Here is a 21206-nt window from a genome sequence, read left to right on the forward strand (position 1 = left end):
CGGGTTGAGCCAGGTGAGATTGGCCGCCTGCAGGATTGCGCCAGCCATGGCGGCGGGCGCGGCGCACTGCGGTCAGTCCGGCTTCACTTCAGGATGCGGTCGTAAAGGCTCAGCACCACCTCGAACGCAATCAGGGCGATGATGTACCATTCCAGCCGGTGCGAGGTGCGGGTGGCGAACAGGTCCGTCAGCGTGTCGGCGGTGCCGCGGATCACATCGAGTTTGCGGGAGATGGCACGGCCACGCTGGGGGAGATCGTACTCATCCACGAGGCGTGCCCACAGGCGTTCCAGCTCGGGGTGGTCCCACAACACATCCGGCTTGTCGTCAAGATCGACGCGGGCCGCCAGCCGCTGCTGAATCAACAGCGCTTCGCCGATTTGCTCCAGCAACTCGTTGTGCGGGCTCTGGGGCAGTCGCCGCTGCTGCAGCGTCTGGGCGACGGTATCGATGCGGTCGAAGGCGGCGGCGATGCGGCGCTCGTCGTAGGCAAAGGCGACGCTCATCGCGAGCGCTTCGGCGACCAGCAGTAGGCGGTTGTTGTCGTCGGCCTTGATCTGGATCTCGCCCGATGGGGTGAGCAGTCCGTCATCGGCCTGCTTGACGACGAGGCGAACGCTTTCGGTCTCCCGGTCATCGATCGGGTTGATGATCCGGCCATCGAGGTTCTTGATCAGCTGTTCCTCATCGACCGGGTTCATGGCGATGAAGACGGCGGCGCCGGATTTGAACAGCACGGCGATGCCCTCGCCGCTGGTGGGGAACGCGAGGGGAGAGCTAGAGAACGCGTCCTCCCGTTCCAGTCCTTTAAGATCGATGCCTTCGCCCAGTTGCAGGGCGTGCACTTGAATTTCCTTGCCACTCATTAACCATTTGCTCCTCAAAGCCCGGTCGGCAGCAATCGGGGCTCAAGGTAGGCTCAGATTGCTGGCACGGCGGGCGGAAAGATTGGCCTCGGCCGCTTGTCAATGGCGGGTCGAGACTCTATAAGCGCGCCATCTCACACGCGAACTTTCGCGTCAGGCGGATTAAAAGCCCCGTCCGGCGCTCCGGTGGATCGCTCTCTAACCCTTAGGGTCGGTGAAGCGTTCTTGCTCTGGGTTCGCGGAGGATTAACCGGAAAAGGAAGAGACATGACGCTCCCTGCGTTCAATATGCGTCAGCTGCTGGAAGCTGGCGTTCACTTCGGTCACCAGTCGCACCGCTGGAACCCCAAGATGGCGCCGTTCATCTTTGGCGCCCGTAACAACATTCACATCATCGATCTGACGCAGACGACGCCGATGCTGCATCAGGCGCTGGTCAAGATCTCTGACACCGTCGCCAGCGGCGGCCGCGTGCTGTTCGTTGCCACCAAGCGTCAGGCTTCGGATTCTATTGCTGAATCGGCCAAGCGCAGCGCTCAGTACTTCATCAACCATCGCTGGTTCGGCGGCACGCTGACAAACTGGAAGACGATCTCGCAGTCTATCCGTCGCCTGCGTCAGCTTGATGACACCCTCGCCGATCCGCAGGGCCGCACCAAAAAGGAAATCCTGAACCTGACCCGCGAGCGCGACAAGCTCAATCAGGCGCTGGGCGGCATCAAGGACATGGGCGGCACGCCTGACCTCCTGTTCGTCATCGACACGAACAAGGAAAAGATCGCCATCGAGGAAGCCAAGAAGCTTGGTATCCCGATCGTCGCCATCGTCGACACCAACTGCGATCCGGACGGCATCGACTTCCCGATCCCGGGCAACGACGACGCTGGCCGCGCCATCACGCTTTATTGCGATCTCATCGCCCGTGCAGCACTGGATGGACTTGAGCGCAGCCAGTCGTCTTCGGGCATTGACATCGGCGCTTCCGAAGCTCCTCCGGCTGAAGATCTGCCGGGCGAATTCCGCGGCATCGAAGCAGCCCGCGGCGAGCCTGACGATCTCAAGCGGATCACCGGCATCAACGGCAAGCTCGAACAGCGCCTCAACGACGCTGGTGTCTTCCACTTCTGGCAGATCGCCGATCTCGACGCCGATCAGGTCGCTGCACTCGATCGCAAGCTTAAGCTTAAGGGCCAGGTTGCGGCCGACAAGTGGGCCGAGCAGGCCAAGAAGCTGGTCGAAACGGCCGCCGTCTAATGGGATGGCCGCATACGGCGGCCATTTCGCATTATCTGCCAACCTGCGGGCGCCAAGGGGCGCCCGCCTAGCTAGTGGGCTTATCCATGACCATTTCCGCAAGTCTCGTGAAAGAACTGCGCGAAAAGACCGGCGCCGGCATGATGGATTGCAAGGCGGCTCTCACCGAGGTGAAGGGCGACATCGAAGCGGCAATCGACTGGTTGCGGAAAAAGGGCCTCTCGAAGGCTGCCAAGAAGGCCGATCGCGTCGCCGCTGAGGGGCTCATTGGCGTTGCCGTTGACGGTGCGACGGGCTCGATCGTTGAGGTGAACTCCGAGACCGACTTCGTGGCCCGCAACGATCAGTTCCAGGATCTGGTCACGAACATTGCTGCGCTGGCCGGACCTGCAAATGGTGACGCGGAAGCGATCCTGGTTGCAGCCTATCCGGGCAAGTCGCACACGGTGGGCGACCAGATCAAGGAACTCATCGCCACCATCGGCGAGAACATGAACCTGCGCCGTGCTGCAACGCTCAGCGTTCCGCAGGGCGTGGTTGGTGCCTATGTCCACGGTCAGGTTTCGCCTGGCCTCGGCAAGATCGGCGTTCTGGTAGCGCTGGAGTCTTCCGGCTCAAACACCGACGAGCTTGCGACGCTGGCCCGCCAGATTGCAATGCACGTTGCAGCCACCAACCCGATTGCCCTCGACATCGACGGCGTACCGGCTGAAGTGCTGGAGCGCGAAAAGGCGATCCTGGCCGACAAGAACCAGGGCAAGCCCCCGCAGGTGCTTGAGAAGATCGTTGCTTCGGGCGTGAAGTCCTACGCCAAGGACAACACGCTGCTGGAGCAGTCCTACATCCACGATCCGTCCAAGTCGGTTGGCCAGACCCTCAAGGAATCTGAGGGCAAGGTCGGTGGACCTGTGAAGATTGCAAGCTTCGTCCGCTATGGACTGGGCGAAGGCATCGAGAAGAAAGAAGACGACTTCGCTGCGGAAGTTGCGGCGGCTGCCGGTAACTGATCCGGCCGTGTTGCCGGGCGCGCCGCCAGATGCGCGCCCGCGCCATGCTTGCAATACGCGGCGGCAAAGGTCTGCCGCGAAGCAGGGCACATCAATCGGCTGGAGCCGTCCTAAAATTATTTTAGTCCGGGGCGGCTCTAGGCGAATCTCAGCCATACGGGCTAGCTACGCTCTGGCCGCATCCGTAGATCGGCGCTCCATCGCCATAAAGGTGCATGCGGCACAATACAGGCTGGCGTCGACCTCCGCGAGATTGCACTCGTGTGCGGAGCGGCCCTGGAGCGCGTGACCGGCAGGCGAATTGCGCCCCGCCGCCGCCGATGCGAGGAGGCAGTCATATGGCAACGGAAGAACCCGCTGGAGCTGGAGCGACCGGTCTCGGTTACAAGAGGCTGCTGCTGAAGCTTTCCGGCGAAGCGCTGATGGGTAAGTCCGGCTTCGGCATCGATATGGATGTTGTCGACCGGCTCGCACGCGATATCGCCGAGGCCGTGAATGCCGGTGCCGAGATTGCAGTGGTTGTGGGCGGCGGCAACATCTTCCGCGGGTTGGCAGGCGCCGCCAAGGGTATGGAACGCGCGACCGCCGATTACATGGGCATGCTGGCGACGGTGATGAACGCGCTGGCGCTGCAGAACGCGCTCGAAAACGCCAAGGTGCCGGCGCGCGTGGTTTCCGCCATCCCGATGCCGACCGTGTGCGAGAGCTACATCCGTCCCAAGGCGCTGCAGCATATTGAGCAGGGCCGCGTGGTGATTTTCGCCGCCGGCACGGGTAACCCGTTTTTCACCACCGACACCGCCGCCACCCTGCGCGCTGTCGAGATGGACTGTCAGGCGGTGGCCAAGGCCACCCAGGTCGATGGCGTCTATGACAGCGATCCGCGCCGTAATCCCGACGCCAAGCGCTATGACCGGCTCGGATATGCCGAGGTTTTAGCGCGTGATCTCAAAGTGATGGACGGCACGGCGATCGCGCTTGCCCGTGACAATGGACTTCCGGTAATTGTCTTTTCCATTGAAGAACCGGGAAATCTTTTGAAAGTTCTGCGCGGCACTGGACGCGCGACGGTCATAGAGTGACCGACAAGCCGCCGACGACCGATCAAGCGCGTCCGGCATTTTGGAAATAACCTGAAACGCTGGCTGAGGTTAGGTTCATCCGATCCGCGGTCGCAGGGAGACAGCAATGAGTGGGAATTTCGACCTTAACGACCTTGAGAAGCGTATGCGCGGCGCGCTGGATGTGCTGAAGCGCGATTTCTCGGGTCTGCGTACGGGCCGCGCCAGCACGCATCTTCTCGATCCCATTCAGGTCACGGTGTACGGCGCCAAGATGCCGTTGAGCCAGGTGGCAACGGTGTCGGTTCCTGAATCGCGCACGATTTCGGTTCAGGTCTGGGATCGCACGAACGTCTCGGCGGTCGAGAAGGGCATCCGCGAAGCGAACCTTGGCCTCAACCCGATCATCGACGGAACACTGCTGCGTCTTCCCATTCCGCCGCTGACGGCCGATCGCCGTAACGAACTTGCCAAGCTGGCGCACAAGTATGCCGAGAGCTGCCGCGTTGCGGTCCGCAACGTGCGCCGCGAGGGCATGGATCTGCTGAAGAAGCTGGAGAAAGACGGCAAGATCAGCGAGGATGACCAGCGTAAATCCTCCACCAAGGTGCAGGAACTAACCGACCGGCTGATCAAAGATATCGACGAGACGTTGGCCACCAAAGAAGTCGAGATCCACAAGGTTTGATGGCTTGAGGACGGCGGCGATTCCGCTATCCTCCAATTTAGGGCGTGAAGCATTTTGCCCGTTCAAACGGAAGTCTGTCGCCGGTGACGGAAATCCAGTCAAAAGCTGTTCCGCTTGAGCGGAAGCCCGCTCAGCCAAGACACATTGCCATCATTATGGATGGCAATGGTCGCTGGGCGAGTAAGCACGGGCTTCCGCGCGCCATCGGCCACCAGCGTGGCGTCGAGGCTGTGCGCCGAACCGTTCGCGCGGCCATCGAGCTGTCGGTACCATATCTCACGCTCTACAGTTTCTCGTCCGAGAACTGGTCGCGCCCGGCTGCAGAGATCGATGATCTGATGGGGCTGATGAAGCGCTTCATCAAGCGCGACCTGGCCGAGCTGCACCATGCCGGCGTGAAGATCCTTGTGATCGGCGAGCGCACGAAAGTCGATCCGGAGCTGATGGCGCTGATCGACGAAGCCGTCGAGCTGACGCGCAATAACACCGCGATTACGCTGGTGGTGGCGTTCAACTATGGCGCGCGGGCCGAAATCGCCAAGGCGGCGCGGGCGCTGGCGGTTGAAGTTGCGGCCGGGCGGCTTTCGCCGGATGACATCAACGTTGATCGGCTTGGGGCTGCGCTTGATACCGCTGGCATTCCTGATCCGGACCTGCTGATCCGCACCAGCGGTGAGATGCGGATCTCGAATTTTCTGCTCTGGCAGTGCGCCTACACCGAATTTGTGTTCCTGGATGCATTCTGGCCTGAATTCGGGCGAGAGCTGCTTGAGGTAGCAATCGCGCGCTACTGCGAGCGGGACCGACGTTATGGTGGGTTGACCCGCCAGTCGGCGGTGTGAGCCAGCATGTCTGACAATCCCGCCATGCCGCCGGAGGGTGGATCGCCTTCCGGTTTGAATACGACCGGCTCGAATGACACCGGCACAACCGTTTCCGCCGCGGGGAAGCTGGGGCCGAGCAATCTCACGCTCCGCATCGTTTCCGGCGCAGTTCTCGCCGCCGTCGCGTTCTTCCTGGCCTATTCCGGTCCGGTGCCGTTCGGCATCCTCATTCTGGCCTGCTCGCTGGTGATGAGCTGGGAGTGGGGCAGGCTTGTGCGCGGCACCGGCTTTGATCTCGGCTTCTACATTCAAGCGGCGGCGGTGATCCTGGCCGTCGCGCTGGCGGCGTTCGGTTATGCGGCGCCCGCGTTTGCGGTGCTGTGCATTGCCGCCATCATTCTCATCCCGCTCTATCTGGGCCGCAACGCCGGCCTTTCCGGGCTGGGCGTCATCTATGTCGGCCTGCCGGCCGTGGCGTTGCTGTGGCTGCGCGGTGATGAGCCGTACGGTTTCAGTGCCATCCTGTTCGTGTTCGCCGTCGTCTGGTCGTCCGACACTGGCGCTTACGCTGCCGGGCGGAGCATTGGCGGCCCCAAGCTCTGGCCGAAGGTGTCGCCGAAAAAGACATGGGCCGGGTTTATCGGTGCTCTGGTGGCCGGCGCGGTCGTTGGGGTAGTTTTTTCCAAGCTGGAGCCGGGTGCCGACGCACTACGTCTGGTGCTGCTGGGCGTGGGACTGGCGTTTGTTTCGCAGGCCGGTGACCTGGCGGAATCGGCATTGAAGCGGCATTTCAACCGCAAGGATGCCAGCGATCTCATTCCGGGGCATGGTGGCTTCATGGACCGCATGGACAGCATCGTCGCTGCGGCCTCGGTCGCAGGTTTGCTGGCGCTGGCCGTTGATGCACACGCGCCCGCCCGCGCTTTGCTGTTTGGCCCGTAATGCGCTCAACAATGGCATCATCTGAAACCGCAGGTACGCGGGCGCAGGTCGTCCGCTCCATTTCGGTGCTGGGGGCGACGGGTTCCGTCGGCCAGAGCACCATCGACCTTATCTGCCGCAATCGCGATGCCTTCACGGTCGAAGCGCTGACGGCGCAGACCAATGTCGCAGCACTTGCCGAGGCTGCGCGCCGCACCGGAGCGCGGCTGGCGGTGATCGGCGATGCCGACCTTTATGACGATCTGCGCGCGGCACTGGCCGGCACCGGCATTGACGCCGCCGCAGGGCCCGATGCGATCGTGGCCGCGGCTGCGATGCCGGCCGATTGCGTCGTAGCTGCGATCGTCGGCGCGGCGGGGCTGGCGCCGACATTAGAGGCTGCGCGGCAGGGCAGGCGTCTGGCGCTTGCCAACAAGGAATGCCTTGTTTCCGCAGGCGATGTTTTCATGTCCACGGTGGCGGATGCCGGTTGTGAGCTGCTGCCGGTCGACAGCGAGCATTCGGGCGCCTTGCAGGCTCTGGCCGGGGCCTCTGCCGAAAGCATCGAGCGCATTACCCTGACGGCGTCGGGCGGTCCGTTCCGGACCTGGAGCCTTGACGAGTTACAGCATGTGACGCCGGAGCAGGCGTTGCGGCATCCCAACTGGAGCATGGGCGCCAAGATCACCATCGATTCAGCAACCCTGATGAACAAGGGGCTGGAACTGATCGAGGCCTACCATCTGTTTCCGGTTACGGCCGAACAGCTTGGCGCGGTGGTGCACCCGCAGTCGATCATCCATTGTCTGGTGTCGTATATCGACGGCTCGGTGATGGCGCAGATGGCCTGCCCGGACATGCGCACGCCGATTGCGCTGGCGCTGTCCTGGCCCGGCCGAATGGCGGCGCCGACGCAGCGACTTGATCTGGCCAGCATTGGACTGCTGTCTTTTGAAGCCCCCGACGAGGTGCGGTTTCCGGCGTTGAAGCTTGCCCGCGACGCCTTGACGCGCGGGGCAACGGCGCCGGCTGTCCTGAGCGCGGCCAACGAGGTGGCGGTGGAGGCTTTTCTCAGCCGCCGCATAGGTTTCCTCGATATCGCCCGTAATGTCGCCGATGCGCTGGAAGCGGCCGAGAAACAGGGACTGATTGCCCCGGCAGCTAATCTGGGCGACGTTCTGGAGGCTGATTCTGCCGGCCGCCGTCTGGCACAATCCCTGCTAGGCCGCTATGTCTAGCCGGCGCCTGGATCTCCCTTGGAGTTTCCAGTTAAAACAGGGGATTGGCGCCGAAGTTGCCATTTTTGCGCGTAGCCTCATCGGGCACGCATTCCGCTCGCAGCCCTGGGCGGTTCCGCGAGAGACAGGAGAACGATGCTGACGCTGGCCAACCTAGCGACCTCCATGCCGGGGGTTCTGATGACGATCGCGCAGTTCCTGGTTGTGCTGACCATCGTGGTGTTCGTCCACGAGTTCGGTCACTTCATTGTCGCGCGCTGGTGCGGCGTCACAGTCAAGACGTTCTCCATCGGCTTTGGCCGCGAGATTTTCGGCTTCACCGACCGCAAGGGTACGCGCTGGCGTTTCGCCTGGATCCCGCTCGGCGGCTACGTGAAATTCGTCGACGATGAAAACGCAGCGAGCCAGCCCTCGCCCGACGCGCTGGACAAGATGACAGCCGCTGAGCGTCAGGGAGCCTTCCAGAACAAGCCGCTGTGGCAGCGCGCGGCGGTGGTGGCCGCCGGTCCGATCGCGAATTTCATCCTGGCTATAATGGTTTATGCGGCGGTCAACGTCTCTTTCGGCGTCCGCACCATCACGCCCGTCGTGGGCGAGGTGAAGGCGGGTATGCCTGCGGCCGCGGCCGGCATTCAGTCAGGTGACGTCATCCGTTCTATCGACGACTGGACGGTTGAAGGGTTTGAGGATGTACAACGCTTGGTGGGCATCAATGCCGGCCGGACGCTGAAATTTGGCGTCGAGCGCAACGGCGAGAAGCTCTCCTTCGATGTGACCCCTGAGGTGCACGAGCAGCCGGACAGCTTTGGCGGCACGTTCCGGCGCGGCCTTATTGGCATCACGCCGTCCAGCACGGACGGCTTCCGGGATGCCAAGAGCGTCGGCGTGGTCGAGGCTCTGCGGCTTGGCGTACGGGAGACTTACGCCAACATCGCCCATACGATCCAGGGCATCGGCGACATAATAACGCAGCGGCAGGCCGCCGACCAGATGGGCGGTCCCATCCTGATGGCTCAGGTTACGGCCCGGGTGGCTGAGGGCGGGATCGAGCCGCTGCTGCGCTGGGTGGCCTTCATCTCGGCCAACATTGGCTTCCTGAACCTGCTGCCAATTCCTGTGCTAGATGGTGGACATCTTGTTTATTACGCCATCGAAGGGGTGATGCGTCGCCCCCTCAGTCGCCGCATGCAGGAGATCGGATTCCAGATTGGAATTGCCCTGGTCCTGATGCTCATGGTGTACGTGAATTTGAACGATTTGTTGCGGGTTTGGCGTGGTTGGACCGGGGTGGGCTGAATTGGTGTTCAGTGACGTAAACTTGCCACTTCCGCAGGGGCGACTGAATCGTTAAAAAGGAATTTACACAGGGGAGCGCGCACTGAGATTCGCGGCCTTATTGGCCGAGTGTCAGGTGAACGTTTTTTAGTCATGCGGTGCGGGCTCCGAAGCCGACGGGTCCGCGTCGAGGGGGAATTCGGCAAGAACGAGGGCATAGTCTCGAATGCCTGTTGTCCTATCCATTGCGTTGAACATCCGCCGCTTTGTATTGTGTGCGGTGGCGGTTGCCGCTGGAGTGTTGGGCGTCGTCGGCGCTTTGCTCCCAGCCCCTGCGTACGCGCAGGGCGCTACGGTGCAGAACGTGCTTGTGAATGGTAACAAGCGCGTTGAGCCCGAAACCGTTCGCTCATACATGCAGGTTTCCCCTGGATCGGCTTACGATCCCCAGAAAGTCGACGCGTCCATCAAGGCGCTGTTCGGCACGGGGCTGTTCTCTGACGTGCGCATTGAGCGCGTCGGTGGCGACGTCGTCGTCACCGTCGTCGAGAACCCGGTCATCAATCAGGTCGCCTTCGAAGGTAACAGCGAGGTCGACACCGACACGCTGCGCAACGAAGTGCAGCTCAAGCCGCGCTCTGTCTTCACCCGCGCCCGTGTGCAGTCCGATGTCCAGCGCGTGTTGGATGTCTATCGCCGCCAGGGCCGGTACGCAGCCAGTGTCGAGCCGAAGATCATCGAGCTTGAGCAGGATCGCGTGAACCTCGTGTTCGAGATTGCCGAGGGCAGCGCGACTAAGGTCAAGGGCATCAACTTCGTCGGCAACAAAGCTTTCTCCGACAGCGATTTGCGCGATGTCGTCTCGACCACTGAAAAGGGTTGGTTCGACTTCCTGAAGGGTACGGCGATCTACGATCCCGACCGTATGAACCTAGATCGCGAATTGCTGCGTCAGTACTACCTGAAGAACGGCTACGCCGACGCTCAGGTGACCGCTGCCAACGCTGAGCTTGATCGCGACGGCTCCGGCTTCTTCGTCACCTATTCGATCGAAGAGGGCGAGCGCTATGATTTCGGTGCTGTGAACGTCGAGAGCACGGTCTCCAGTATCGACGCCGCGAAGTATCAGGGGAACGTGAAGACCTCTTCCGGCGATACCTACAACGCACAGCTCATCGATAAGTCGGTTGAAGAGCTGACGACGGCGATGTCGGAAGATGGCTATGCCTTCGCCCGCGTCCGTCCGCAGCCGGTGCCCGATCCGGTAAGCCGCACCATCGCGATCAACTATGTGATCGAAGAAGGGCCGCGGGTTTACATTGAGCGCATCAACATCAGTGGCAATACCCGCACCAAGGACTACGTGATCCGTCGCGAGTTCAAGGTGGCTGAGGGTGACGCCTACAATCCGATGGTGGTCGATCAGGCCAAGAAGCGTCTGACCAACCTCGGTCTGTTCAAGGGCGTCGACATCAAGCGCCGCCCCGGTGCCTCGCAGGATCGCGTGGTTTTGGACGTTGAACTGGCTGAGCAGTCCACCGGCGAGCTTTCGTTCGGTGCCGGTTACTCTACGGCTGAGGGCGTTATCGGCGATGTCAGCATCACCGAACGCAACCTGATGGGTAACGGTCAGTTCCTGCGGCTTCAGCTCTCGGGCTCCATGGAGCGCTTGCAGGTTAACCTGAGCTTCACCGAGCCGCGGTTCCTCGATCGCAACCTGGCTGCGGGCTTCGACATCTTCCATAAGGAAGTCGATCAGAGCAGTGAATCCGGCTTCTCCAGCCGCCGTACCGGCGCCAGTCTCCGGCTTGGCTTCCCGCTATCCGAGCGGCTGTGGATGCAGACCTCGTACACCGCATCGCGGGACTCGATCTTCAACATCCAGAACGGTGCTTCACGTGCGATCTGGGATGCAGAAGGCACGTCCTATACCTCGATGGTCGGCACCACGCTCACCTACGATCTGCGTAACGATCCGCGCAATCCAACCAAGGGCTTCTGGTTCCAGACTGGTGCTGATTTCGCCGGCCTCGGTGGTGACGTGCAATACATCAGCCTTGCAGCTGAAGCTCGCGCTTACTTCCCGATCACCGACAAGATCACCTTCGTCGGTCGTGCAATCGGTGGCTCCATCAGTGGTTGGGGTGGCGAGGATGTCCGTCTGATCGATATGTTCTTCAAGGGTGGTGAGACGGTACGTGGTTTCGACCGTGCTGGTTATGGTCCCCGCGACGCGCTAACTGGCGATGCTCTCGGCGGCCAGTACTACTGGGCCACCACGGCTGAAGTTCGCTTCCCGATCCCGTTCGTTCCTGAAGATCTGGGTATCTCCGGCGCCGTGTTTGCCGACGCCGGTTCGCTCTGGAACGCTGGTGGCACAGCTCAAGCTTTGAACGCGAACTGTGGAGTAGCTGGCGCAGATCAGATTTGCTTGCAGGACAGCAGCGGTATTCGCTCCTCGGTTGGTGCCAGCTTGCTCTGGGCCTCGCCGGTCGGTCCGATCCGCATGGACTTCGCCAAGGTTCTCTCCAAGGAAACCTACGACGACGAACAGTTCTTCCGCTTCGGTGCTGCCACGAAGTTCTGATGGCTGCACAGCATCGGTCGGCCAGGGCTGAAGCCTCGGCATGAAAATCAAGGATCATCCGGTCTCAAGAATGACCGGGTGATCCTTTTGTTTTTAAGGTGCAGGTGTTGTTTTCTGTCGCTGGATCGAACGTGCGCTGGAAGAGCGGCTGACGCCGCCCCGCAATTGGCGACAGACAGGCCCTCTAAGTGCGACGGACGGACGTACAGCTTGCGGCTTATGACCAGCCTGAAATCGGCGGCTCTGTGCTGCGTCAGGTGTTCGCCATCCTCGGGATGTGTTGAAACATCGGCTTGAACGGTTCCGATTGTAGCGGAATCGTGGAACGGGTCACATGACCTTGTTTGACCGTGCTTTCTGGAAGAAAATCAGTTCCAACGCGTTTGGAAGCACCCTAGACCGCTGGGCTTTAAATCAATGCAGCATCCCGGATTTTTTCACCGCGCGGGTCCGTTTCCGCTAGCCGATGTAGCCAAGGCGACTGGGGCCGAATTGGCGCCCGGTGTCGATGGCAGCATCGAAGTTTCGGATGTTCGCACGCTGGTTGATGCCGGACCGCGGGATGTTGCGTTTTTTAATAATCGCAAGTACGCCGACCAGCTCAAGGTGACCCGTGCCGGCTGCTGCCTCGTGTTGCCGGCGCTGGCGCCGCGCTTGCCGGAGGGAACGTCAGCGCTGCTCACGCCCGAGCCCTACCGGGGCTTTGCGATGGCGCTGATGCTGTTTTATCCGCAGTCGCGCTTTTCACAGGTGGCTCCGGCGGATGACGCCGCCAGGACACTCATCCATCCAACCGCAGAGCTGGAGGAGGGTGCCATCGTTGAGCCCGGCGCAGTGATCGGGGCAGAGGCGCGCATCGGCCGCGGTACCCGGGTGGCCGCTAACGCCGTGATTGGATATCGCGTCTGTATCGGCCGCGACGGCTACATCGGACCTGGCGTCTCGCTGGTCCACACCCTCGTTGGTGACCGCGTCATTATCCATGGCGGTGTGCGCATCGGTCAGGATGGTTTCGGCTTTGCCATGGGCCGCCAGGGGCACTTCAAAGTGCCGCAGATTGGGCGGGTGATCATTCAGGATGACGTTGAAATAGGCGCAAATACAACCATTGATCGAGGTGCTCTTAAGGACACCATCATTGGTGAGGGAACGAAAATTGATAATCTCGTGCAGATCGGGCACAACGTCGTCGTCGGACGTCATTGCGTGATTGTGGCCCAGGTCGGCATCTCCGGCTCTACCGAGCTCGGAGATTTCGTGGTTATGGGTGGCCAGTCGGGAGCGGTTGGACACATCAAGATCGGTCCGGGGGCGCAGATCGCCGGAGCGAGCCATGTCGCAAAGGACGTGCCTGCAATGTCAAAACTCGCCGGAACGCCGGCCAAGCCGCTCACCCAGTGGGCGCGCGAGTTGGGCATGATTGCCCGCTTGGCCCGTCGCGGCGGTAAGAATGATGCTGACGAGGCGTAGCGGTTCGCCCGCACGCAGCGCGCAAGTATGAGGTCGAAGAGAATGAACGATATGACGGAACCCACAGGTGCGACGGCGCTGGCAACGGCAGATATCGCGCGCGTTATGAAGCTGTTGCCGCATCGGTATCCGTTCCTGATGCTGGACCGCATCTACGACATGGACGGCGACCGCAGTTGCGTGGGCGTCAAGAACGTCACCATCAACGAACCGTTTTTCCAGGGCCACTTCCCGCAGTATCCGGTGATGCCCGGCGTGCTGATCATCGAAGGATTGGCGCAGACCGCAGGCGCGCTGTGCGTGCACAGCCTGGGCGAAGACTACGTCGCCGAGCTGGTTTATTTCATGGGCATCGATCGCGCCAAGTTCCGCAAGCCGGTGCTGCCGGGCGATCAGCTGCATTACCATGTCCGCAAGATCCGCAACCGCGGGCGCGTCTGGCGTTTCTATGGCGAGGCCAAGGTTGATGGCGCGGTTGTTGCCGAAGCCGAGGTGAGTGCGATGCTGGCCGACACGGCCGAAGCACGCGCCTTTGCGGCTCAAAAAAATGGGTGATTACACCGCGCACCCGACAGCGGTGATTGAGGACGGCGCTCAGATCGGTCCCGGTGTAAAGATCGGGCCGTATTGCGTCGTCGGGCCTGAGGTGACGCTGGCAGAAGGCGTGGAGCTGCTGAGCCACGTCGCTGTGGCTGGCCGCACAACCATCGGTCCGCGCACGCGCATCTTCCCGTTCGCCTCCATCGGTCATCAGCCGCAGGATCTTAAGTTTCGTGGCGAAGCTTCGACGCTTTCGGTTGGCGCCGACTGCATGATTCGCGAAGGCGTTACGCTTAATCCGGGCACGGAGGGTGGCGGCTTCTCGACCAGCATCGGTGACCGCTGTGCGTTTCTTGCCAACTCCCATGTTGGCCATGACTGCCATGTCGGCAACAACGTGGTGTTCTCCAACAACGTGATGTTGGCGGGCCATTGCACCGTTGGCGATTTCGCCATTCTGGGTGGCGGCGCAGCTGTGATCCAGTTCGCGCGTGTGGGCGCGCATTCGTTTCTGGGTGGCATGTCGGGGCTTGAGAACGATCTCATCCCCTATGGCATGGCACTCGGCAATCGCGCTTATCTGTCGGGGCTCAACATTGTTGGCCTGCAGAGGCGCGGCTTCTCTCGGGAAGACATCCACAACCTGCGCCGTGCCTACCGCGCGCTTTTTGCGGCTGAGGGCACGCTCTCGGAGCGCACGGACGATGTGGCGAAGGAATTTGCCGGGCAGCCGATTGTCGAGGAAATCATCGCGTTCATCCGCGTCGGCGGCAAGCGCAGCCTCTGCACGCCGAAAGACGCGACCGGAGCCTGAGGCATGACCCAGCGGCCGCGCGTCGTCGGGATCGTCGCCGGAGCGGGCTCTCTGCCACGCGAGATCGCCGCGCATGTAATGGCGCGCGGCGATCTTGTTCACATCGTGTCGATTGCCGGCGAAGGCGACGATACTGATCTGGAGCCGTTTCCGCTCACCCGTGTCGGCTGGGCGCAGATCGGCCGTCTGTTGCGCGCGTTGCGCAATGCATCCGTTAGCGAGCTTGTGATCGTTGGCGCTGTACGCCGTCCGGATGTGGCTTCGCTGCGTCCGGATTTCGGCGTGATCACCAACATACCGGCGGTGCTGCGCATCCTGCGGACCGGCGGCGATGACAGCATTCTCAGCCGCATCGTGCGCTTCTTCGAAAGCAAGGGCTTTAAGGTCGTGTCGCCGGTGGATGTTATGCCGTCGCTGCGTGTGGGCGCGGGACCACTGGGGCAGGAGCGCATGACAGCTGCGGATAGAGCTGACGTAGCGCTTGGGTTTGATGTCGTGAGAGCTCTGGGGCCTTTCGATATCGGCCAGGCTGTGGTGGTGGCGGACGGGCGAATCGCGGCCATCGAAGGCGCGGAAAACACGGATGCGATGCTGGCGCGGTTGGTGAACCAGCCTAAGCCCCAACAGGACATGCGGGCGCGAGGTGTATCGCAAGGCGATGCGATGGACGCAGCCACGAAGGCAGGCCGCCGTGGCGTGCTGGTGAAGCGTCCCAAGCCCCGACAGGAAATGCGCGTCGATCTGCCAGCAATTGGGCCGCAAACGGTTAGTCGCGTGCTGGAAGCCGGATTGCGGGGTGTAGCCGTGTTGGCGGACGGCGCGATTGCGCTGGAGCGTGATGAACTCGCGCGCGCAGCCGATTTGGCGCAGATGTTTGTCGAGGGCGTTGCTGACCACGGTGGGGAGGCGGCGGCTGCGCTGGCCGGATTGCGTGGATTTGTGGCGGTGGGAAAACATAAGCCCTCCAGTCAGCAAAGTGCCGACGCAACGAAAGCCGCTGACGCGTTGACAGCGTTGCGCCCATACGCGCGTAGCGAAGGCGCAGTGATCGATCGTGGCCATATTCTCGCGATTGCATGTGGCGAAGGCCATAAAGCGCTTGCTTCCAGGGCGGGTCGACTGCGTCAGTGGGGGCGTAAGTCCCGCCGCCAGCCGACTGCAATCGCCGTCGTTGAAGTTCAGCATAGAGACGAGCTGGCCGAGCTGCTGGCATGTGCAGAAGCGAACCGCATTGCCGGTATTGCGGTGTTGGGAGTTTGTGCCGACGATGTTGCGCCATACATCGCCCAGGCAGACGGCCTTGGATTGGTGCTGCTCGTCGAAAAGACTGATCGTCACATCAAAGAGGAATGAGCGCGATGAGCCTTGCAGCAAGACCAGCGCGCGCTTCTGTTTCTCCGCGTAGCCGAGACGATCTGCGCATTTTTCTGGTCGCAGGCGAACACTCTGGCGACGCTCTCGGTGGCAAGTTGATGACGGCGCTGACGGCGAGATGCAATGGCCGGGTGCACTATCTCGGCGTCGGCGGCGAGACGATGGAGCATGCGGGGCTGGCGTCGCAGTTTCCGTTGTCCGACGTGGCGGTAATGGGACCACTGAATATTCTGGCGCGCCTGCCGCGATTGGTGTCGCGCGTGTATCGCACTGTCGACGCGGCGGTGGCAGCGGAACCGGATGCCGTGGTCATCATCGATGCGCCGGAATTCACCCATCCGATTGCCAAACGCATCCGTAAGCGCGCGCCGTCGATTCCGATCATCGATTATGTTTCGCCCAGCGTGTGGGCCTGGCGCTCGGGGCGCGCGCGCAAGATGCGGCCGTATGTCGATCATGTGCTGGCGTTGTTGCCATTCGAGCCGGCCGCGCATGAGCGGCTCGGTGGCCCGCCGTGCTCCTATGTCGGCCACCCACTGATCGAGCGTCTGGAGTGGATTCAGGGGCTTGATCCAACGGCGCTGGCCGAACGACTGCAGCTTGACCCTGCACGGCCTGTCATCGTCGTGTTGCCGGGCAGCCGGACGTCAGAGGTGACGCGGTTGATGCAACCCTTTGGCGCCACGATTGAGGAACTGCACAATCGCCGTCTGCGCCCGCAAATTATCATTCCGGCAGTGCCGCATGTGCGCGCCATCATTCAGCAGCATGCGCAGACGTGGCGCGAGCCACCGCATTTCGTCGAAGGCGACGAAGACAAATTCCGCGCTTTCCGGCTGGCGCATGCGGCGCTCGCGGCATCAGGCACGGTGACGCTCGAACTGGCGCTAGCGGGAACGCCGATGGTTGTCGGCTACAAGGTGGATCGCCTGGCCGCTCAGCTTAAGCATCTGGTCAAAGTGCACTCGGTGGTGCTGGCGAACCTTGTGCTGGAAGAAAATGCGTTCCCGGAATATCTGCAGGAAAACTGCACGCCGGAGAAAATGGCGGACGCCATCGAGCCGCTGTTGCGCGACACGCCCGAGAGCCGGGCACAACTCGCGGCGCTGGCCCGCATTCCGCACCGTATGCTGATCGAAGGCGCTACGCCGAGCGATCTGGCCGCCGACATCGTGCTTGATTACGCCACGCGCGGCCGGCGATCTGCGTAGGCAGGCGGCGCCTGAATTTTTGTGACCCATGGGCAACGGTTGCTTGCGATATTCACCTCAACCGTTGCTTGCAGCTTGCCGCGATTGGTCCAGCTCCTGATTATCGTTCATGAATCGATTTTACGGCGTGGCCGGAACATCCATTTTGAATTTGGGGTCCAATGCGTAGCGCAGCGAATTTATACCGATCCATCCAGTTGTTAGCTGGGGTGTCGGCTATCGCGCTGGCGGCGGCGCTTTTCACTTCAGCACCTGTCATGGCCAATGGCGGCCAGAGCGGCGGTGGCACCACTGGTGGCGGGGATAGCCTCAATGGCGTGGGGTCCATCGGACTATCCAACCCGGCGACCGGCGGTGGCGGCGGCGGTGCCGGCTTATCCGGTGCCTCGGGTGGAAACGGGACAGGAGCCGGCGGTGCCGGTGGCGTCAATCCGGGCGATAATGGCCAGGATGGATCGAGCGATCCCGTATCCGGTGGCGGCGGTGGTGGCGCTGCCCATGGCGCTGTGCGCACCGAGCTTCCGGATATCGATGGGGTGGTGTTCCAGGGAGGGACCGGCGGTAGCGGCGGAAGCAGCACCGACTACGGCGGCGGCGGCGGCAGCGGCGGCTGGGGTCTCGTTGTGGACGGTTCGAACAAGACCGGCGCGTTCACCGGTACAATGGTCGGTGGCTTGGGCGGCAATGCAGGTTTGAACGGTGGCGGCTGGGGCGGCTCGGGCGGCGTCGGTTACTCCATATTTGGGGCCAACAACACCGTGACTGTGAATGGTGCAGTCACCGGTGGCGATGGCGGCGATGGTGGCCATCAGACGGCTACAAGTGGTCGTGGAGGCAATGGTGGAAGTGGTGGTTTTGGTGCTTGGCTGATCGGCAATGGTAACCAGACGACGTTTACTGGCCCTGTAACCGGCGGCAATGGCGGTCGCGCGGGCTCTGATGGTTCCGGCGGCCCGGCGGCGGGCGGACAGGGTGGCTACGGCATTTATGGCGCCGGTGGCGTAACGATCGGTGGCGCAGTTACCGGCGGCAACGGCGGCAATATTTTTGATTTTGGAACTGTAGGAGCCGGTGGCGAAGGTGTCAGTGGCAGCAATATGGAAGTCACGGTATTGTCGACCGGCTCGGTGTCGGGCGGCTTCAGTGGTGACGGGGCCACGCAGGCCAATGCGATCCGATTTCTCGCCGGAATCAATAGGCTCACCGTGCACGCTGGAGCATCGTTGAGCGGCGCCGTTACTGGCGATGGCAACGACAACTTCGTGCTCGGCGGTTCAACGGACGGCAGCATCGACTACTCGACGCAATTCAGCGGTTTCTTGTGGCTGGAAAAACGAGACGCCAGCACCTGGACGCTGACCGGCAATAACTTTGTCGGTGCTGCGGCGGTGGAGGAGGGGCGCCTCAACGTCGACGGCCAGATCGGTTCTGCGGCCAGCACCCACGTCGTCAACTCAGGTGCGACACTCGGCGGATCAGGCACTATTGTCGGTAACGTGGATCTTCTGCATGGCGTCTTGGCACCGGGCGGTGCGTTCAATTCGCTTACGGTTACAAGAGGCATGCAGTTTCTCGGCAGTTCGATTTTCCGTGTCGGTGTGACAGCCGCTGGCCAGAACGATAAACTTTTGGTGGGAGAGGCAGTGTGGATTGATCCTGATGCCATCGTGGATGTGCTGGCGCAGCCGGGCAAATACATGCCCTCGACGCAGTACACGATCATCACCAGCACAGGCGGCATCGCCGGCCAGTTCAATCCCAACATCACCACCAACATGGCGTTCCTGTCGCCGTCGCTGTCGTATGACACCAACAACGTCTATCTTACACTGGCTAACACGCATCAATTCGTCGATGCGGCGCAAACCTACAACGAGAACGCGGTTGCCGGCGCGCTCGACACGCTCGACTTCAACGACCCGCTGTATCAGGCCGTGATTGGACAGACGGCGGAAGGTGCGCGGCAGGCGTACAACGCGATGTCGGGCGAGATTTATGCCTCAACACAAGGTGTGCTGATCGATCAGGCGCGCTTCGCGCGCGGCTCCATCCTCGACCGGTTGCTGCAATCGTCCTATGCGCAGGGAGCGGGCGGGCAGCAGATGGCGCTCGGAGCCGGCGGGCCGACGACATTCGCCATGGCATCCGCGCCGATGGAAGGGCGCATGGGGCTCGGCATGGGTGATGGCAGCGGTCGCGGATCGCATGCGTCTGCACCGGGGCCTGCATATTCCGACGGCCTCGTATTCTGGACGCAGGGCTTCGGTTCGTGGGGTTCCTACGACGGTAATGGTAATGCGGCGACGGTGGATCGCACGCTCGGCGGTTTTGTATCGGGTGTCGATGCAGGTTTGGGCGATGGCTGGCGTGCAGGCGTTGCGGCGGGTTATGCGCGCTCGAACCTGAAGGTTGGCGCGCGCAACTCGTCATCGCAAATCGATAGCTATACGGTTGCTGCCTATGCGGGCGGTCCGATTGGATCGTTCGCGCTGCGCGCGGGCGGCACATGGACCTGGAGCGACATCGAAGCTTCGCGCGCGGTTGTGTTCCCCGGTTTCGCGTCGCTGCAGCAGGCCAGCTACAACGGCGACATTGGCCAGCTGTTCGCTGAACTGGCGCATCCGTTCGTGTCCGGAGTGTCGGCGATTGAACCGTTTGCCGGTCTCGCCTGGGTGCATCTCAACACGGATGGTTTCACCGAGAGCGGCGGTGCCGCGGCGTTAGCCGTGCGTGGCAGCAACGAGAATGTCGGTTATTCGTCGCTGGGTCTGCGCGCTGCCACAACGCTGCCGATGGGCGGCGTGCTGGTGACGCCGCGCGCCTCGGCGGCATGGCAATATGCGTTTGGCGACACGACGCCCGATCTGGCGCTGGCGTTTGTCAGCTCCGGCGCCAGCTTCGGTATTCTCGGCGTTCCGCTGGCCCGCTCAAGCGCGCTGCTGGAAGCTGGCCTCGATATTCAGCTCAGCGAAGATGCAGTACTGGGCGTATCCTATGTCGGTCAGCTTGCCGGCGATCTGCAGGACAACGGCGTTCAGGGCAAAATTCTCTGGAAGTTTTAAGTTGGCGAAACTTTCATTCGCGCTCGGCGACTCTCCTCCGGATAGCCGGCCGTAGTTGCTTGTTGCTCGGCGACTCTCCTTCGGAGAGCCAGCCGCCGAGTGCGGAACAAGTGCGTGTTTGAAGCGCGTTGCCAGCGCACGAATGAACGAGCGTGACTATCCTTCAAGTGCGGCGATGGCGAGCCGGGCAACCGTGAGATCTATCTCGGCGCTTTGTTGCTCGTCGTCTTCCAGGAACCAGGCGGCCGATAAACCGCTCCACGCAATGATCCATTGCAACATGCGTTTGGGTTCGATTTGCGCGACCTGCGTGACGATGGATAACCGCTGTGTGAAACGGTCAGGCAGGGTGGCAACCGGTAACGATGCATCGTCCAGATCCGGATTGGCAAAGATGTTGGCGTAGTCGAAGCCGCGCTCGCCGAGTACACCCACGGCGTCTATGGCCAGCCATCCGCGCGAGCCAAAGTCGAGCACGTTGCCGTGGTGCAAATCGCCGTGGAGCGGGATCGGCTCTTGCGGGTGATCCAACAAAAAACGCGCGGCTTCAGCGCAACGGTGCATGACGCCACCGTAGCGGTCTGAGGCGGGCCACAACGCATGGAAGCGGACATCGAGCGGTTCAAGATCCAGGGGCGGCGGTGTTGGACGCGGTGAATGCAACTGCCGGGCGACGCCACAGATGATGCGGCAGGCTGCATCGTCTTCCCCGTTGCGCGCCATGGTCGCGAGGCAACGCGTTCCTTCTGCCAGCTCCATGAGCAGGGCACGGTCGTCATGCTGGAACACGCGGGCGGCACCATTGCCGTCCCACCATTGCATGAGCGCCGTGCCGCTATGCTCTTCCTGCGGCGTGGATACCCGCAGCATTGCGGCTTGGCCGCGGTGACGCACGCGCAGCAGCCGGCTTGACCGCCGCAGGATGGGGTCGCCCTCCGCGGTGAGGTTCCAGCGTTCGATGTACGGTGTGAGATTTTTCAAAGGGCACTCCTGAAGCGGCAACGGCCGGCGGAT

17 protein-coding genes are annotated in these 21206 nt (G+C 62.0%); 15 read left to right on the plus strand and 2 right to left on the minus strand.

Going from position 1 to position 21206, the window contains the following annotated elements; translation table 11 throughout:
- Positions 1–83: 83 nt before the first annotated feature.
- Positions 84–866: an RMD1 family protein gene (locus tag C6Y62_RS08795; RefSeq protein ID WP_173953626.1), complete on the minus strand. Its 783-nt coding sequence runs from the start codon at positions 864–866 to the stop codon at positions 84–86.
- A gap of 267 nt (positions 867–1133) precedes the next feature.
- Here C6Y62_RS08795 and C6Y62_RS08800 point away from each other — a divergent pair, with 267 nt between their 5' ends.
- The 15 genes from C6Y62_RS08800 to C6Y62_RS16425 all read left to right on the plus strand — a co-directional run bounded on the left by C6Y62_RS08800 (position 1134) and on the right by C6Y62_RS16425 (position 20192).
- Complete coding sequence (locus tag C6Y62_RS08800; RefSeq protein WP_068460472.1) at positions 1134–2120, plus strand: 30S ribosomal protein S2; 987 nt, start codon at positions 1134–1136, stop codon at positions 2118–2120.
- 86 nt (positions 2121–2206) lie between these two features.
- Entirely contained in the window at positions 2207–3127 is a 921-nt protein-coding gene (gene tsf / locus C6Y62_RS08805; protein ID WP_173953627.1) for a translation elongation factor Ts, read from the plus strand.
- Positions 3128–3465: 338 nt separating this feature from the next.
- Entirely contained in the window at positions 3466–4209 is a 744-nt protein-coding gene (gene pyrH / locus C6Y62_RS08810) for a UMP kinase (RefSeq protein ID WP_068460476.1), read from the plus strand.
- 106 nt (positions 4210–4315) lie between these two features.
- Positions 4316–4876, plus strand: a complete 561-nt coding sequence (gene frr, locus C6Y62_RS08815; RefSeq protein WP_068460478.1) for a ribosome recycling factor — start codon at positions 4316–4318, stop codon at positions 4874–4876.
- 92 nt (positions 4877–4968) lie between these two features.
- Complete coding sequence (locus C6Y62_RS08820) at positions 4969–5718, plus strand: isoprenyl transferase (RefSeq protein WP_420844156.1); 750 nt, start codon at positions 4969–4971, stop codon at positions 5716–5718.
- 6 nt (positions 5719–5724) lie between these two features.
- Entirely contained in the window at positions 5725–6642 is a 918-nt protein-coding gene (locus C6Y62_RS08825; RefSeq protein WP_246274528.1) for a phosphatidate cytidylyltransferase, read from the plus strand.
- An 11-nt stretch (positions 6643–6653) separates the two neighbouring features.
- A complete protein-coding gene (locus tag C6Y62_RS08830; RefSeq protein WP_246274529.1) occupies positions 6654–7859 on the plus strand; it encodes a 1-deoxy-D-xylulose-5-phosphate reductoisomerase in 1206 nt (401 codons plus the stop codon).
- A 135-nt stretch (positions 7860–7994) separates the two neighbouring features.
- Positions 7995–9155 carry an RIP metalloprotease RseP gene (gene rseP / locus C6Y62_RS08835; protein WP_246274531.1) on the plus strand — a complete coding sequence of 387 codons (1161 nt, stop codon included), beginning with the start codon at positions 7995–7997 and terminating at the stop codon, positions 9153–9155.
- 205 nt (positions 9156–9360) lie between these two features.
- On the plus strand, positions 9361–11721 hold the full coding sequence (gene bamA / locus C6Y62_RS08840; RefSeq protein WP_173953629.1) for an outer membrane protein assembly factor BamA: 2361 nt from the start codon (positions 9361–9363) through the stop codon (positions 11719–11721).
- Between the two features lie 417 nt (positions 11722–12138).
- Positions 12139–13191, plus strand: coding sequence for a UDP-3-O-(3-hydroxymyristoyl)glucosamine N-acyltransferase (lpxD, locus tag C6Y62_RS08845; protein ID WP_173953630.1), 1053 nt, complete (start codon positions 12139–12141; stop codon positions 13189–13191).
- 51 nt (positions 13192–13242) lie between these two features.
- Positions 13243–13746, plus strand: a complete 504-nt coding sequence (gene fabZ / locus C6Y62_RS08850; protein WP_417999872.1) for a 3-hydroxyacyl-ACP dehydratase FabZ — start codon at positions 13243–13245, stop codon at positions 13744–13746.
- The gene (gene lpxA, locus C6Y62_RS08855; protein WP_173953631.1) at positions 13739–14545 is read left to right on the plus strand and encodes an acyl-ACP--UDP-N-acetylglucosamine O-acyltransferase; all 807 of its coding nucleotides are present in this window, start codon (positions 13739–13741) and stop codon (positions 14543–14545) included. Before fabZ ends, lpxA begins: the two co-directional genes overlap by 8 nt.
- Before the next feature lie 3 nt (positions 14546–14548).
- Entirely contained in the window at positions 14549–15898 is a 1350-nt protein-coding gene (locus C6Y62_RS08860) for an LpxI family protein (protein WP_173953632.1), read from the plus strand.
- A 5-nt stretch (positions 15899–15903) separates the two neighbouring features.
- Positions 15904–17130: a lipid-A-disaccharide synthase gene (lpxB, locus tag C6Y62_RS08865; RefSeq protein ID WP_246274533.1), complete on the plus strand. Its 1227-nt coding sequence runs from the start codon at positions 15904–15906 to the stop codon at positions 17128–17130.
- 209 nt (positions 17131–17339) lie between these two features.
- Entirely contained in the window at positions 17340–20192 is a 2853-nt protein-coding gene (locus C6Y62_RS16425; protein WP_173953634.1) for an autotransporter domain-containing protein, read from the plus strand.
- 156 nt (positions 20193–20348) lie between these two features.
- Here C6Y62_RS16425 and C6Y62_RS08875 read toward each other — a convergent pair whose 3' ends face one another.
- On the minus strand, positions 20349–21173 hold the full coding sequence (locus tag C6Y62_RS08875; RefSeq protein ID WP_173953635.1) for an aminoglycoside phosphotransferase family protein: 825 nt from the start codon (positions 21171–21173) through the stop codon (positions 20349–20351).
- Positions 21174–21206: the final 33 nt, after the last annotated feature.

Origin of the sequence: Hyphomicrobium sulfonivorans, from assembly GCF_013306565.1 — a bacterium.
GTDB lineage: Bacteria > Pseudomonadota > Alphaproteobacteria > Rhizobiales > Hyphomicrobiaceae > Hyphomicrobium_A > Hyphomicrobium_A sulfonivorans.